14 protein-coding genes are annotated in these 14,384 nt (G+C 63.6%); 2 read left to right on the plus strand and 12 right to left on the minus strand.

Annotation, left to right across the window (positions count from 1 at the left end):
* Positions 1 to 35 precede the first annotated feature (35 nt).
* Both VFO29_11080 and VFO29_11085 read left to right on the plus strand, forming a co-directional pair.
* Entirely contained in the window at positions 36 to 1,676 is a 1,641-nt protein-coding gene (locus VFO29_11080; protein ID HET9394046.1) for a RecQ family ATP-dependent DNA helicase, read from the plus strand.
* A gap of 7 nt (positions 1,677 to 1,683) precedes the next feature.
* Positions 1,684 to 3,288, plus strand: a complete 1,605-nt coding sequence (locus VFO29_11085) for a hypothetical protein (GenBank protein ID HET9394047.1) — start codon at positions 1,684 to 1,686, stop codon at positions 3,286 to 3,288.
* On the opposite strand, the gene VFO29_11090 is transcribed toward VFO29_11085, so the two are convergent.
* The 12 genes from VFO29_11090 to VFO29_11145 form a co-directional block, all read right to left on the minus strand.
* A complete protein-coding gene (locus tag VFO29_11090; protein ID HET9394048.1) occupies positions 3,285 to 4,304 on the minus strand; it encodes a glycosyltransferase family 1 protein in 1,020 nt (339 codons plus the stop codon). The two genes, VFO29_11085 and VFO29_11090, sit on opposite strands and share 4 nt — an antisense overlap.
* Complete coding sequence (locus tag VFO29_11095) at positions 4,301 to 5,086, minus strand: tetratricopeptide repeat protein (GenBank protein HET9394049.1); 786 nt, start codon at positions 5,084 to 5,086, stop codon at positions 4,301 to 4,303. The genes VFO29_11090 and VFO29_11095 overlap by 4 nt, the downstream gene beginning before the upstream one ends.
* A gap of 77 nt (positions 5,087 to 5,163) precedes the next feature.
* On the minus strand, positions 5,164 to 6,315 hold the full coding sequence (locus tag VFO29_11100) for a hypothetical protein (protein HET9394050.1): 1,152 nt from the start codon (positions 6,313 to 6,315) through the stop codon (positions 5,164 to 5,166).
* An 82-nt stretch (positions 6,316 to 6,397) separates the two neighbouring features.
* Complete coding sequence (locus tag VFO29_11105) at positions 6,398 to 6,799, minus strand: hypothetical protein (protein HET9394051.1); 402 nt, start codon at positions 6,797 to 6,799, stop codon at positions 6,398 to 6,400.
* On the minus strand, positions 6,796 to 7,749 hold the full coding sequence (locus VFO29_11110; protein ID HET9394052.1) for a DUF3084 domain-containing protein: 954 nt from the start codon (positions 7,747 to 7,749) through the stop codon (positions 6,796 to 6,798). The genes VFO29_11105 and VFO29_11110 overlap by 4 nt, the downstream gene beginning before the upstream one ends.
* Positions 7,749 to 8,885 (minus strand): LptF/LptG family permease, encoded by a 1,137-nt coding sequence (locus tag VFO29_11115; GenBank protein HET9394053.1) that lies wholly within the window; start codon positions 8,883 to 8,885, stop codon positions 7,749 to 7,751. The genes VFO29_11110 and VFO29_11115 overlap by 1 nt, the downstream gene beginning before the upstream one ends.
* A complete protein-coding gene (gene lptB / locus VFO29_11120; protein ID HET9394054.1) occupies positions 8,882 to 9,640 on the minus strand; it encodes an LPS export ABC transporter ATP-binding protein in 759 nt (252 codons plus the stop codon). Before lptB ends, VFO29_11115 begins: the two co-directional genes overlap by 4 nt.
* Positions 9,637 to 10,185, minus strand: a complete 549-nt coding sequence (gene lptC / locus VFO29_11125; GenBank protein ID HET9394055.1) for an LPS export ABC transporter periplasmic protein LptC — start codon at positions 10,183 to 10,185, stop codon at positions 9,637 to 9,639. The genes lptB and lptC overlap by 4 nt, the downstream gene beginning before the upstream one ends.
* Positions 10,182 to 11,396, minus strand: coding sequence for an O-antigen ligase family protein (locus VFO29_11130; GenBank protein ID HET9394056.1), 1,215 nt, complete (start codon positions 11,394 to 11,396; stop codon positions 10,182 to 10,184). Before VFO29_11130 ends, lptC begins: the two co-directional genes overlap by 4 nt.
* Entirely contained in the window at positions 11,387 to 12,532 is a 1,146-nt protein-coding gene (locus VFO29_11135; protein HET9394057.1) for a lipid-A-disaccharide synthase-related protein, read from the minus strand. Before VFO29_11135 ends, VFO29_11130 begins: the two co-directional genes overlap by 10 nt.
* A complete protein-coding gene (locus tag VFO29_11140) occupies positions 12,529 to 13,269 on the minus strand; it encodes a metallophosphoesterase (protein ID HET9394058.1) in 741 nt (246 codons plus the stop codon). The genes VFO29_11135 and VFO29_11140 overlap by 4 nt, the downstream gene beginning before the upstream one ends.
* The gene (locus VFO29_11145; GenBank protein ID HET9394059.1) at positions 13,269 to 14,384 is read right to left on the minus strand and encodes a hypothetical protein; all 1,116 of its coding nucleotides are present in this window, start codon (positions 14,382 to 14,384) and stop codon (positions 13,269 to 13,271) included. The genes VFO29_11140 and VFO29_11145 overlap by 1 nt, the downstream gene beginning before the upstream one ends.

Here is a 14,384-nt window from a genome sequence, read left to right on the forward strand (position 1 = left end):
CGGCGCAGTTTCTTTTGCTTTTATAAGGGGCGGAATTGATCGATCTGCGAGCCGCGCTTCGGGAGAAGTTCGGCTTCGAAGAGTTCCAATCGGGCCAGGAGGAGGTCATCAGCCGGATTCTGTCCGGTAAAGACACCCTGGCTATTTTGGCTACCGGCGCAGGCAAGAGCCTAACCTACCAGCTGCCTGCATTGCTGCTCCCGGGAACCACCGTCGTCGTCAGCCCGCTGATCGCGCTGATGAAAGACCAGCTGGACATGCTGCGCCAACTCGGCATCACCGAAGTCGTCGCCCTCAACTCGACGCTTTCCGAGGATCAAGAGGCCGCGGCGATCGCGCGCGTGCGCAGCAAGACAGTGAAGATCGTCTTCGTGACGCCCGAAAAACTCGAAGACGAGATTTTCTTAAAGCTTTTGCACGAGCTCGACGTGCCGCTCTTCGTGGTTGACGAAGCGCACTGCATCAGTCAGTGGGGACACGACTTCCGGCCGGCCTATTTGGCGCTGGGCGGCGTCATCGCGCGCCTCGGCCATCCGACGGTTCTCGCGCTCACGGCCACCGCGACGCCGTCCGTTCGCGAAGACATCCTGCACCAGTTGGGAATTCCCGACGTCAAACCCATCGTGCGCGGTTTCGACCGGCCGAACTTGATCTATGAGGTGCGGCGCGCCGAAAAAGAGAGCGACAAACTCAAGATCCTGCGCAATCTCTTTCTGAACGACGAGCTCGAAGGCACCGGCATCATCTACACGGCGACGATCAAGAACGCGCTGGAAGTGCAGACGTACCTGCAAGACGAGCTCGACATTCCGGCTGCGGTCTACCATTCCAAATTGCAGAAGCACGATCGCACGTCGGTCCACAATCTTTTCATGGACGAACACATTCGCGCGGTCGTGGCGACCAACGCCTTCGGCTTGGGAATCGACAAAGCGAACATCCGCTTCATCGTGCACTACGATCTGCCCGGTTCGGTCGAAGCGTACACGCAGGAAGCTGGGCGGTCCGGGCGCGATGGCTTGCCGTCCCGCTGCATCCTGATCTACCGCATGAGCGACACGCGCGTCCAGAATTATTTTCTCACCGGCAAGTATCCGGACATCGAAGAGGTGCAAAAAGTCTTCGGAACGCTCGAGATCTTCGCGGCCCAAACGGGCGGCGTCTCGATGACGGACCTGCGCAAGATTCTCCAGCTGCCGCTGACCAAGCTCAAAGTGATTCTGGCGCTGCTCAAAAAAGGCGGCTTCATCGAAACGCCGAGCCGCTCGAAGTACGCGCTGACCGCAGCGGCGCGCGAAAAGCGGGAGATGCTCCTGAATCTTGCCAGCTACGAAACGAAGAAGTCGTACGATCAGAGCAAACTGGCGATGATGCTGCACTACGCGGAGTCGACGTCCTGCCGCCGCCGCTTCATCTTGAACTATTTCGGCGAAGGCTTCGACCGCGCCAACTGCGGCGCGTGCGACAACTGCTTGCGCGTGCGCATCGCCGCCCGGAACGGCGATCTGGCCGCCGAGACAGCCTATCGCATCGCCGATATCGTCCATCATCCCAAGTTCGGACAGGGCACGGTCGAGCGCGCCGAAAAAGACTTGGTTACCGTGCTCTTCCCAAATGTAGGCTACAAAACGCTGCTCGCCTCATCGGTGAGCCGCCAAGAAGCCAAAATCGCCTAGGCGAAACGTGGTGAAGCGGGCTTTGCTCGCCGCGATAGTCGCGGCCGCTATTGCCTTTGCGTGCGTCGCCGGACCGCGCGCGCAGACTCCGCTTCCCTCGCCCACTCCCAGCCCCTCGGCTTCACCCTCGGCCGCGCCCACCGCGCTGCCCACGCAGCCGCCCATCGTCGTGGTTCCGGCGTCGGCGCAAGTTCCGGTGGGCTCGACACAGAGCGTGCGCGTCATGTCGGCGCTGGGCCAACTCACCCTCGCCGTTTCCAACAAGTCCGTCGTCGACGCGGCCGTCGATCAAACGACGCAGATCGTCACGCTCAGCGGCAAGGCGCCCGGCAATGCGGTCGTCACCGTTACGGACCAGCGCGGCATCAGCGCGCAGATTCCCGTGCGAGTGGCATTTAATGCCGGCAGCATCGCCGACGCCGCCTCGATTCGCATCACCGGCGATCCCGCGAGTCCGGAGTTCATCAAACAAGAAGCCACTGCGGCAGCGGGAGCTCTGGTGCAAGTTCGCCCGGGCGCGCAGGCGATCGTTACGACGGACGTCGTTCAAGTCACGCAGCCGCTGCAGCAAGACAACATCGCTATCGTCGACGTGCCGGTGCTGATTCAGGGCGATCAATACTTTACCGTGCAGGGCACGACGCACGTCCGCGTCGAGAACGTGGCGGCGCCCGCGATTCTGCCCGACTCGCTGATGGTCAGCGACTTTCCGGAGCGCTTAACCGAAAACGGAATTCTGTTCGCGGCCGATCTGCAGCGGACGCAGCCGTCGCGCTTCCTCTACTTTCATTTCAATCCGCTGGGCGAACCGGCGCGGCGCGTCGTTCTGCGCGCGGAAAACCGTTCCGCGCAGCCGGCGCTGCTGCAGTTTATCTCAGGGCAAGCCGGACCCGGCCCGAACGAGATGGAGGTCGGACACAGCGCCACCAAACGCTTCCTCGAACGTCAGTTGCAGAACGAGGGCCGGATCATCGCAATCGCCGGGAACGGGACGCTCCAACTCGCACAGCAAGACCTTCCGCCCAACGCCATCGTCTGCGGACTCTTACAGCTGCGCGTGCTCAACGGCACGACCGTTCACTTGACGTTGTTCGCGCAAAACGCAACCAGTTCTCCGGACGAACCGCTGAGCGGCACCGATCTTCTGCAAGGGACTGCGCGGCACGCGCGCGGCGTTTATCAAATTCCCGAATTTCACTACACGCGCACGTGGAGTGTCAACGACGAATACCTCGAGTTGCCGATCGGAGACATCCCGCTGCCGAACGTCATGCAAGGCGAAGCGCTCTCCGGCGACTATGGCGTCAAACAAAGCTTCGTTGTCAGCGTTCAGAACCCGACGAGCAGGCCGGTACCGATCGCGATCTACGAAAACCCGCGCGGCGGACGCGCCACCGGCACGTACGTCATCGACGGCGTCCTCATTCAGTCGCACGGCGTGCCTGCGTTCTCGCGTTACAAAATACGGCAGTACGTCGTGCCGGCGCGCGGCTTCGTGCGCGTGACGATCGTGACGATTCCGGAGAGCGGGTCGAGCTATCCGCTCCGTCTCATCTTCGCGCCGGATGATGGAAGCGTGGCGCCGGGAGCGCCCGGGTCTCCCATTTACTAGATCGTCTTGTAAATCGCTTCCATTTGGGCGGCACTGCGAGCCCATGAAAAACGTTCGATAGAACGCGCGCGCACGCTGCCGCTATGCAGTTGCGCAGCTGACGGATCGCTAACTATCGCGTCGATCGCGCGCGCCCATTCCTTGGGATCATCCACGGGCACGATAGCGGCGTCGCCGTCGGCGATCTCCGGCAAGGACGACTGGTCCGAGACGAGTACGGGAACGCCGCCGCACAGCGCCTGCGCGGCCGCATAACCGAAGCCTTCATAGCGCGACGGCACGGCAACCAGCGCGCACTTCGCGTAGAGATCGACCAGCGCCGCGCGGCTGACGTACCCGTGGAACTCAATGCGATCGCGCACGCCGAGACTCTGCGCCAATTGCAAACACTCATCGCGGTACGGTGTGAACGGACCGACGGAAATGATGCGGACGCGCGGAGCGATCAGCGGAAGCGCGCGGATGAGCACTTCAAAATTCTTGCGCCGTTCCACCGTGCCGGGCACCAGGATCACATCGCCGGGCGGCTCCCGGTGCAGGTTCGTAAACTCCGGAGCAACGCCCGGATAGACAACGTGGACGCGCTCGGGCGGAACGCGCAGGACAGCGAGCAGTTCCCGCCGCGAAAAATCGGCGTCCACTACAATCGCTCTGGCTTCGCCATAGCGCTTCAGTGCGAATGCGCCGAAATAGTAGCGCGCGTAGGCGGGTGTGTGGCGCTGGACCTTCAGCCACGCAACATCGTGAACGGTAACGACCATCGGCAGCGCCGAGAATGCCGGCATCGTGCCGGAGACGCAGTGCAGCAGATGCGCACCGCTGGCCCGCGCGCGAAACGGCAGCAGCACCTGATCCCAGAGCACGCGCCGGTCGAACCGCCACGGGTCCAGCCGCGGTTCGCGCAGCTCGACGATCGTTGTGCCTTGGTCGCGCAGCGCGTTGGCTAGGCCGGCCGCATACTCGCCGATTCCCGTTGCGGTTCCCAGCGTCAGCTGCGCATCCAGCGCAACGATCATTTGAGCAGCGCTTCGAGCGTGTGCAAGAAATGTGAATGCGGATCGTACGAGCGGCTGAGTTGCGCGTACGCGCGCGCCTTGGCCGTGTCTCCCGAGCGAAACGCCGATACACCCAACCCGGCGTATGCATCGGCGCTGGCCGGATTTTGATCGGCCGCGCGTTTGAAATAGACGCGTGCTTGGGACGGATCGTTCAGGTTGAGCGCTTGGCTGCCGGCGTAGATCAAATACCGCTCGGAAAACGGCGCGAGTGCTACGGCTTCGACGTAATCGTGCATACCGGTTTTAAACCACGCCCGCCGGTGACGGGGATCGGCATATCCACGCTGCGCTGCCAACCGGCCGAGTTCCCAGTACGCATCGGCGAGCGCATCGGGATGCGTGGCCGCGCCTTGCAGACGCTGCGTCAGACGCAGCTCCAGATTGTAGGCGCCCGCCTTATCGTGTTTAGCAAGCCGGCTGACTTCGCCGCGAATGGCAAAGACGTCGTTGGCGGCCAGAAAATATCGCTGGGCCGCGGCTTGATCGCCGCCGGCTTGCGCTATCCGGCCCAGCAAATCGTCACGCGCGGGCGACGGCGGTAAGCGTTCGGCGTGCGATTGCGCGTGTCGCAGATCACCGCGATCCAGCAATGCCTGTGCCAGCATCGACTCAACGTATGGAGCCGGCGCGACCCGTTCGATCGCGGAGTACGTCCGGATGCCGAGATCCGGGTGAAGGTTGGCGGGCACCGACGCCCGGGCGGCCGCGCGCGAAAAAATGGCGCCCGATGCCAACTGCACGGCGCCAAGCGCGACGGCCAGAGCCGTCAGGACCGCGATGAGGATGGTGTAGACGACTGCGCGGCGTGCCGCGTCGGTCAGAATTTCACCGTGAAGTTCAGGTCGGCCCGCGTTTGGTTCAGGTTGAAGTTTTGCAGCAGTGAATCCTGATAGCGGTTCTGGCGCGCGGAGAGCGTGATCGCGCTCGAGCTGTAGGGCAGCTGATACGTAACGTTGCCCAGGTACGTGTCCTTCTGCGCGTCCAAGCCGGGGAACAGCAGGGTGCCGTACTCTCCCTGATAGTGCTGACGTTCGAATTGCAGTCCGACGGTCACGCGCGGCGTAACCGGTACGGCCAGCTTCGCGCCCACACTATGTTGAACGACGTTCGTCAAACCTGGATAGTACAGCAGCGGAGACTGCGGATCGAAGCTGCCGGCGCGATCCGTGCCGAAAACAGGATCGGGGTCGACGGGCACGTACGGAAACGCCGCATTCTGCGCGATCCCGATGTGTTCTAATCCGCCGGAAAATTGAAACGCAAGCCGGTTGTTGCCCGCGCGCAGATTAAAGTTCGTCAGCGCCACCACGCGCTGCGCGCGCGAGTCAGCCAGGTACGGGCAGGGCGCGGCCAGGTCGGTCGTGCCGCAGACCTGCAACGCATGGAACGCGTCAGGGTGAAGCGTCTGCATGCCGGCGCTGTCTATTTGGCTTGTGAAGTGCAGACCGCCAAGGCGCATCGGCATGCCGATCGTCGCGCTCACCGCTTGCAGCGTCGGTACGTAGAGGTACGGCTGGTAGGCTCCAAACCGAACCGGCTGGTCCTGCGCCAAGGTCGCTGCGACCGACGGAATTGTGTTCGGTTGATCGATGGCCGGCGCAATCAGCGGCGCATCGTCGGCGTAAAGCGGAGCTGCCGTTGCAAACGCTTGCGCCGAAACGTTGCTCGCGGCTGACGTACCGTGCTGGACGGGCAGCGTGAAGTTCACGTGCGCGACGGCCGGAGCTGCTTGCGCCGCGGGCTCCGGAAGCGTCAGCGAATCGGCAACGGTGACGTTAAAGAGTGCCGCCGCAAAGGTGCTGGCATGGCGTTGCGCGGGTGTCAGCGAGATCATTGAACCGGCGTTGCGATCGAACATCCGGGCAGGGTCGAGATTCGCGCGGGCCGCGGAAAACGCGTTCGCCGGCGCGCCAAAAGACAGCGCTGCGGCCAGCACCATCAACGACGCGAAACGAACCGAGCGAGTCATATCTCTCTCCATACCCGCTTACGGGGGACACCCTTTACTATCGGCATAAGGCGGGGGAGGATTCATTTACGGCAGGAGCGGCTCAAAACCCCGTTTTGGCATAGCGGCGGGCAATCAGCAGGGCCGCGTAGTCGTCGATGGCCCGGGGCGGGACTTGGAGGCCCAGGGGCACCAGCCGCCGCCAGCCTCGAGGGGGATGGTCGGCAAAGTACAGGGCCCGCGCCCGGTAGCTCGTATCGGTTTCGTCGATCTCGTAAACGGGGGCCCCCAGGCGCTCCAAGAGCGTCCGCAGCGCGGCCGCGTTGGTTCCGCTCCCCAGGGCAACGGCTCGCAAGGGGTGCGCGGCCACCAACGCCTCAAGCCGCCCGGACAGCGCATCGAGCGACTCGATTCCCATCGCCAGCGCCGGCGACGTCGCATCGGTTACCAAAGCAAAGCCGACCTTGCGCGTTCCCGGATCGATCCCGAGAACCGCCGGGCTCATGGAATCTTCTGGAGCACGACGACGACCGGCAAGCCGAACGTGTGTGGGTAGATATCGGCCGCTGCGAACGCGGTCATGACGTAGGTACCGGACCCGTTCGCGAGGATGGTCTGCATCTGCGCGGGATTCGGCGGTATCGTCTGTACGGGCACAACGTTGCGAACGAAATACGGCGGAAATCCGTCGCGAGCGGCTTTTTGAGGAACGAACGTTCCCAGCAGCTCGGCCAATGCCAACTGCGCACTCACATTTTTTCCGGCCGGCACCGTCTCTTGGGCAATCGCGTCGCCGCGCCGGTACATCAACCGATCCGGAATGGGCTTCGTTAAGCCAAAGTGGATCGGATCGTCCAGATAAAGATTCTGGTCGGCGGCCGCCACAACCAGGACATCGCCTTCCGCCAAATCCGCCCGCATCTCTACGGAGTCCGCATAGTCACTCAGAATCTTCGGCACGTTGGCCGGCGGCTTGAACGGCTTCAGCCCCAGCGGCGCGTACACGCGGTTGACGTAGGACACGGTTTGATCGTACAGCTGCTGCACGAGCTGCCGGCGCAGCTCGGGTGATGCGCCCGCGGGAATCCGCACCGCGCCGTTGCCCAACGGCGTGCCGAACGCGATGACGAGTTTCCCTTCGTTGACTTTGCTCTCGAGCTGTTTCGCGCGCGTTTGCGCCGCGAGGATCTCCGCATTGATCTGATTCAACTGGAAAAACGCCGTCTTGACTTCGTTGAAAGCAAAGATGGCTGCCAGCGTGACGACGAGCGCGATGATCATGCCGGTCGCTACCGCGATCAGGGTGGACGTGTAGCGCGGACGGATGTTGAAGATCGTCAGGCGCTTGCGGCCGACTTGATGCCCGATGCGATCGCCGGCATAGGCGATCACGCCCGCGAGCGCGACGATGAAGATGACGATCCCGGTGCCGCGCAGCAGATCGATGGCTTGCATTAAACCATCGCCGCCCGGCGCAGCCGCTGCGCGCCGATGAACGTGAAGATGAGGTTCGGCATCCAGGCGGCCAGCGCGGCGATCACCGGCAGCGCTTCACCGACGTACGAAAATACCGTCTGCACGATGTAGTAGATGAATACGATCAGGACCGCCAAGCCGAAACCCAAACTCGCGCTCCCGCCGCCGCGCACCGAACGGATGCCGAACGGCACGGCGATCAGCGTGAACACAAAACAGGCAAACGGCTGCGCGAGTTTTTCTTGATAGGCCATCCAATATTTGCTCAGCTCGGAAGGAGTGAGCTGTCCGGTGCTGATGATTTCGGCAATCTCGGCCCGGCTCATGTTCAGCGGGTTGTTGCCCGCGGCGCGCTTGGCGATCTCGGCCGGATTCTGGCCCAGCTCGACCTGCAGGGAAGGCGTCTGCGACCCCAAGATCGTCTGGCCGTTCTGGCCGCTGAAACGGTAGATGCGCGCGTTGTCGAGCGTCCATTTGTCGGCCGCAAAATCCGCCCGGTCCGCAAAGACGATCTGCGTTGGATTGCCGGCGCGATCGTATTGCACCAGCGTGACCTGTAAGAGCGCGTGCGTATGCGAATCGTACGCGCTGAAGAATGTAATCTGATGGCCGCCGCCCGGCAGCGGGGCATTCACCGTCGTGCCGCTGGCAAACGGACTAGTGTGATTGATCACCGTGTTTTCAATGACGGTGAACTGCGCTTGCGCGTAAGGCACGACGGCTTCTTGCAAGACCAGCGTCACGAGTGAGAGGACGAAACCGGCGACCAGCAAGGGCATGATAATGCGCAGAAACGTAATGCCGCCGGCTTTCATTGCGGTGATCTCGCTCTCGCCGGAGAGACGCTGAATCGCCAGCAGCGTTCCCAGTAAGAGCGCCATCGGAATCGTCAGCACGACCATTGACGGCAGTTGCCAGAGAAACGCCTCGATTGCCGCCCACAGCGGCGCGTGCGCTTCGGAGACCGCGCGGCCGATCGCGATGATCTGCGTGGCGGCGAAGATCAGCGTGAAGGCGGAAAGCCCAAACAGAAACGGCCCGACGAGTTCGCCGAGCATGTACCGGTCGAGAATGGTGATCCTGGGCGCAAATGCCGGCCCGGCGGCTTGGCTCAAAGGCGGAATCCTTCGCCCAGATAAAACTTGCGCGCGACCGGACTGTCCAGCACTTCCTGCGCCGTTCCCGAGACTTCTATCTTACCGTTATTGAGAATGTAGGCGCGATCGACGATCGCCAGCGTTTCACGAACCTGATGATCCGTGATCAAGATGCCCAGCCCGCGATCGCGCAGCTGGCGAATCATCATTTGAATGTCGGCGACCGCGATGGGATCGATGCCGGTAAACGGTTCGTCGAGCAAAAGGAACGCCGGCTCCGTGGCCAGCGCACGCGCGATTTCGACGCGGCGGCGCTCGCCGCCCGAAAGGCTGTCGCCGCGCGCGTCGATCAGATGCAGCAACCCGAACTCCTCGAGCAGCGGACCCAAGCGCCGCTCTTGTTCCTCGCGCGTTACGCCATGCATCTCCCAAATCAGGCGGATGTTGTCGCCGACCGAGAGTTTGCGAAAGATCGAATTCTCTTGCGCCAGGTAACCGATGCCCCGGCGCGATCGCTGATACATCGGCGCCGACGTGAGATCGATCTCGCCGTCGGCCGTTTCGAGCAGCACGGAGCCGCCGTCGGGTTTGACCAAACCGACGACCATGTAGAAGGTCGTGGTCTTGCCGGCTCCGTTGGGGCCGAGCAGGCCGACGATCTCGTTGGCGCCGACTTCCGCGCTGACGCCGTCCACGACGTCGCGCTCACCATAACGCTTCTTCAGGTCGCGCATCCTGATCTCGCGCGCCCGCACCTGCGTGGCCGCCGTCATTTCATCACCATACGCGTCAGTTTTATGTCCGATGTAAACGTATTTCCCGTCAAGACTTCACGCTGTCCGTTCTGGAATGCGGTCATGCGAACGTTTCCGGTGCCGGTCACCAAGCTCGTCGCGCGATCGTATGCAAGCCGGTCGCACGTCAGCGTTGCGCCGGTACTCGTCTTCGCGTGCACGCCGCCCGAAAGCGTCACTTGATTGGTGCGATCGTCAACCGCAGCTTGCGGCGCCATGGCGGTCAGCGACGTTCCGTCTTTGTCGTAGAACGTCACGGTCGCCTCGGCAAAGGTGGCTTGCGCCATGTTCTGCGCCGAGTGGCTGACGTACGATCGCGCCGTCCCCTCATACAATTTGCGGTTACCGGACTGTTCGGAGAATCGCGCGGGAGCGCCGGCATTGCCGCGGCCCGTGATCTTCAGCGGCGGCAAACCCGACGCCGGCGTCGGTGTTGCGACTTCGGCGCGCTGCGCATGCTGCGGCTGCGGATTGCATCCCGCCAGCAAGGCGGCCGCAAGTGCAAGCGTAGCTGTGAACTTCATGATGGCGATCGCGGCTGCTCCTCAAGGCCGTTAGTGGCGGTGACCAGCGCAAGCGCCATCGACGGCAGCCACAGGCCGAAGATCACGACGCTCACCGTGTCGATGAGGCCTTGCACCCACGTGCCCACGAGTCCCGCCGCAACCGCCAATGCGATGGTCGCGTTGGCGGGCGAAGCGCCGCGCAGACGCTTGAGCAGCTCGAGCACGAAGCGCCACCACGCAAACACCACAGCCAGCAGTCCGATCAATCCGGTCTCGGCAAGTATCGTCAAGAGAAAACTGTGCGCGTGGAAGGCGGTCGCATCGCCGTCCGGCAGGCGCACGAGCGGGTAGATGCGCGCGAACTCGAACGGCCCGACGCCGGTGAGCGGAAAACGAAGCACGATCTGGATGCCGGCTTGCCAGATCGACAGCCGCGTGTAATTCTCGGACGGGTTGTGGCGGACGTTAAAAACGACGAGCACCGCTGCCAGTCCGGCGAGCAAAATAAGCGGCGCGTACCGGCGCCGGACGTGACCGCCTACGAAGATGTAAAACGCAATTGCCGCCGCTAAACCAATCCAGCCCGCGCGAGAAATCGTCAGGACGAACGCGATCGCTCCAACCGCCAGCGCACTCCACGCCAGCGCGCGCATGCGTGCATCGATCGAAACGCGCGCTACCGCAAACGCGATGGGAAGAAAAATGATCAGATACCCGGCTAACTCGCCGGAGAGAATGAACGTGCCGATCGCCCGTCCGTGTCCGATCGCGTACTGCGCGACCGGCAGCCGCGTTGCCACCATAACGATCGCTGCCAGCGAAGCTAGGCCGCCCGAGATTAAGTAACTCGCGAAGATCGCGCGGCTCACGCCGGGCGCTCGATAGTAGCGCAGTATCGTAAGATGCCAGATCAGCGCGAGACCGAAGATCGCGATGAAAAGCAATCCGTTGCGCGGATCGAAACCGAGCATCGCGGAGAGCAGCGCCGCACCGAGCCATACAAGCAGCGGCCACATGGTCGGCGGCGTTTCCCGCGGCGGAACGAGCAGCGTCGCGGTTGCGTACAAGGCGACAAACGCCATCAGCACCAGGAGCGCTATGGCGAACCATCGCGGTACGAGCGAAACGCCCGGCACGGTGACGGCCGTCAGCGTGATGAACGCCGGGAAAAACGGTATGACGAAATTCGTCACCGCGAACGCCGCCGGCAGAAAACGCGTTAGGCGCACAGTTGAACGATCCGTTCGGCGATGGTGCGCGCCGCACCGGGCGGACCCATGCGCTCGCGCCCGGCTTGCGCCATTTCTTTGCGCCGCTGCGGATCGCGTAACAGGTCGCCGGCTGCGCGCGCGCCTTCCACGACGTCACGCGGCACGATCAGCAGCGCGTCGCCGAGCAGCTGCGCTTGGCGGCGCCGGTACCATTTCTTTCGCTCGCGGCTCGGCACGAACGCGATGACGGGAATTCCGGCAGCGGCCGCAGCTTCGTTGGCGGTCCCCGCCTGACCGAGAACCAGTTGCGCGGCGGAAAGCATCGCCTCGCCCGGCCCCGTCCACGTGGTCACCAATTCGCGGCCGTCATCGAACGCGGCGAACGGCACGTGCGGATCGTCTCGCCGCTCGACGCGCCATCCGTCGGCTCGCAGCAACTCTGCAAAACGCTCGGCTTGCAAGGCCGGCGCGATCGAGAGGACTGCTCGCACGTTCGGATCGTCCTGCGCGACGCGCCGGACGACGGCCAAGAGAAAGCGCGCGTCTTCGTACGCGGAGTCGCGGCTTCCCGGAAAGATTGCCAGCTGCGTCGCGCCGTTACCGGGCAGCTGCGCCGCCTTGCCGCGATCGCCGAGATCGGCGATGACATTCGCGGGAACCGCCGCAATGCCCGAGGACTGCAAATCCTGCGCGGTCGCGGCATCGCGAACGAAGACCGCCTGCGCCTTGCGGATGATCGAGCGTTCGAAGCGTCCGTAAGAAGCGACGTGCACGCTCTTGGCCGTGCCGACAAAAACCGTCGCGCGCGCGCGGGCTTGCAACGCCATCACCAGCGCCAGCACGTCGCCGACGGCAACGATCACCGAGTATTCTCCACGCACCGAACGCAAGAACCGCCACTGCGCGATCGTCAAGCCGGCTAACCCCGCGCCGAGGTCCCGCGCGATGTTGCCCAGATTTCCCATCGCAATCAAACCGCCGCTGGGCATCGCACGTCGCGGACCGACCTCCTGAAGGGAATCGAGCTGCCACGCATCGCCGACGAGCGCAAGATGATCGCATCGGATTGCCGGCATGAGTTGCCGCAGCTGCGACGCGATGCGCGCGGCGATCGCCGTTTCGCCGTGGCCGTTTGAAACGAACAAAACGTTCATGCCGCGGCCAGCAGCGGTATCAGCGCAAAGTCCGAGAGCGCCCAGCGCCCGCGGGCGAGATCGAACTCGACGTCGCTCTGCGAAACGTATTGGCCGTACGGGCCCGCATGCACGATCGGCACGCCGCCGACGACTTCGGGCTGCTCGAGCGTATCGTGGCTGTGACCGCCCAGCAACAGATCGATGCGCGGATTGGCGGCCGCCAGTTCGCGGTCGCGCCGTAATCCCAAGTGCGAAAGGACGACGAGCATGTCGCCCGGCGGAACCTGCTGCGCGAACTCGCGCACCACCGTCTGCGGATCCAAAAACCGCCAGCCGAAGACGCGTTCCCATGGACTGCCCGCCGGATATTGCGTGACCAGCAGCGCCGCGATGTGAACGCGCACCGGGGTGCCGCCCGGCGCGGCATTCTCGATGGTATAAAACCTGCGGAACGGAAGTTCCCTGCCCTTCAGATCGATCAGGTTGCTGCAGATCAGCGGATGATGCATCTGCGCCGCGCGCGCGCGCAGACAGCCGAAGAGGTAGTGAAACTCGCGATTGCCGATCGCTTGCGCGTCGTAACCGGCGGCGTCGATCTCCGCGATGATCGGCTCGCGGCGATGGTACACCGTTTGGCTGCCGCGCAGCGAATCGCCGCAGTCGAAGAGCAGGCCCGGCGCGGCTTGACGCAGCGACTGCAGGCGCGGAACGATTCCGCGGTGGTCGTGCAGATCGGACGTGTGATAGATACGCATCAGTGCGTTGCGCCCTTCGCCAACTCGACGGCAAAGGCCGCGCAGCGATCGATCGCATCCGCCGGCCCGAGCGCTTCGCGCAGCGCGAGAAACTCGCCGTATTGCCTGGCCGGGTCGCGCAACACGCGCTCCATCTCATCGGCCAAGTGTTCGGGCGTCGCTTGCTCTTGCAAGTATTCGGGAACGATGCGGCGCTTCATCACGAGGTTGGGCAGCGCGATGAAACGTCCGGCGCGCACACGTTGCGCGTACTTCTCGAGCTGCGGCGCCACGACGTAGAGAACGACGACCGGTACGCCGGTGAGGGCGCATTCCAAGACCGCCGTGCCCGACGAAACGAATGCCGCATCCGCCTGCGCGATCGCCGCCAGCGTCCCGCGCGCGTATTCGACATCGTTCGCTCCCTCGCGCGCGGCGAATTCCCGAATGAACCGCTCGGAGCGTTCGTCGCCCGGACCCGCGATTGCGCGCAGGTTCGGCCGTTTTGCTTTGAGCAAGCGATACGCGCGCAGCAGCAGCGGAACGTGATAACGCAGCTCGCTGCCGCGGCTGCCGGGCAGCAGCGCGATCGTGCCGCCGTCTTGCGGCGGCGCCGGCCGCGCGGTGCGCATCGCATAGCGCGAGGCCAGCGGATGGCCGAAATACGCAATCGGTAAGCCCAGCGACACAAAGAAATCGCGCTGATGCGCAAAAGCAGTGAGCGGCACGGCCGCTTCCGCAATACTCCGTGCGCGTTTCGGATCGTCGAGCCAGGTTCCGGGCGGAAAAACGTCGAGGATCGCACCGCGGTACCGCAACGTACGCAGCAGCCGCGCCAAGCGCACGTTGAACGCACCGAAATCGACCAGGACGACGAGGTCCGGCTTCACGCGCATGATGTGCGCCGCAGCCTCCAAACCGTTGAACAGGAGTTTCGGAATCCGCGGAAGCGCCGCTAGCGGACCCATGCTCGCCCATCCCGCGGTGTCGTGACGGATACGGAAACCCGCCGCGCGCATCCGCGCCGAACCGATTCCCTCAAACTCAGCGTGCGGATCGACGCGCGCGATCGCTTCGGCGAGCGCGACCGCCGTCAGTTCGCCCGAGGCTTCGCCCGTCGAGAAAAAGTAGCGCAT

The organism is Candidatus Rubrimentiphilum sp., from assembly GCA_035710515.1.
In the GTDB taxonomy this organism is placed as follows: Bacteria; Vulcanimicrobiota; Vulcanimicrobiia; order Vulcanimicrobiales; family Vulcanimicrobiaceae; genus Rubrimentiphilum.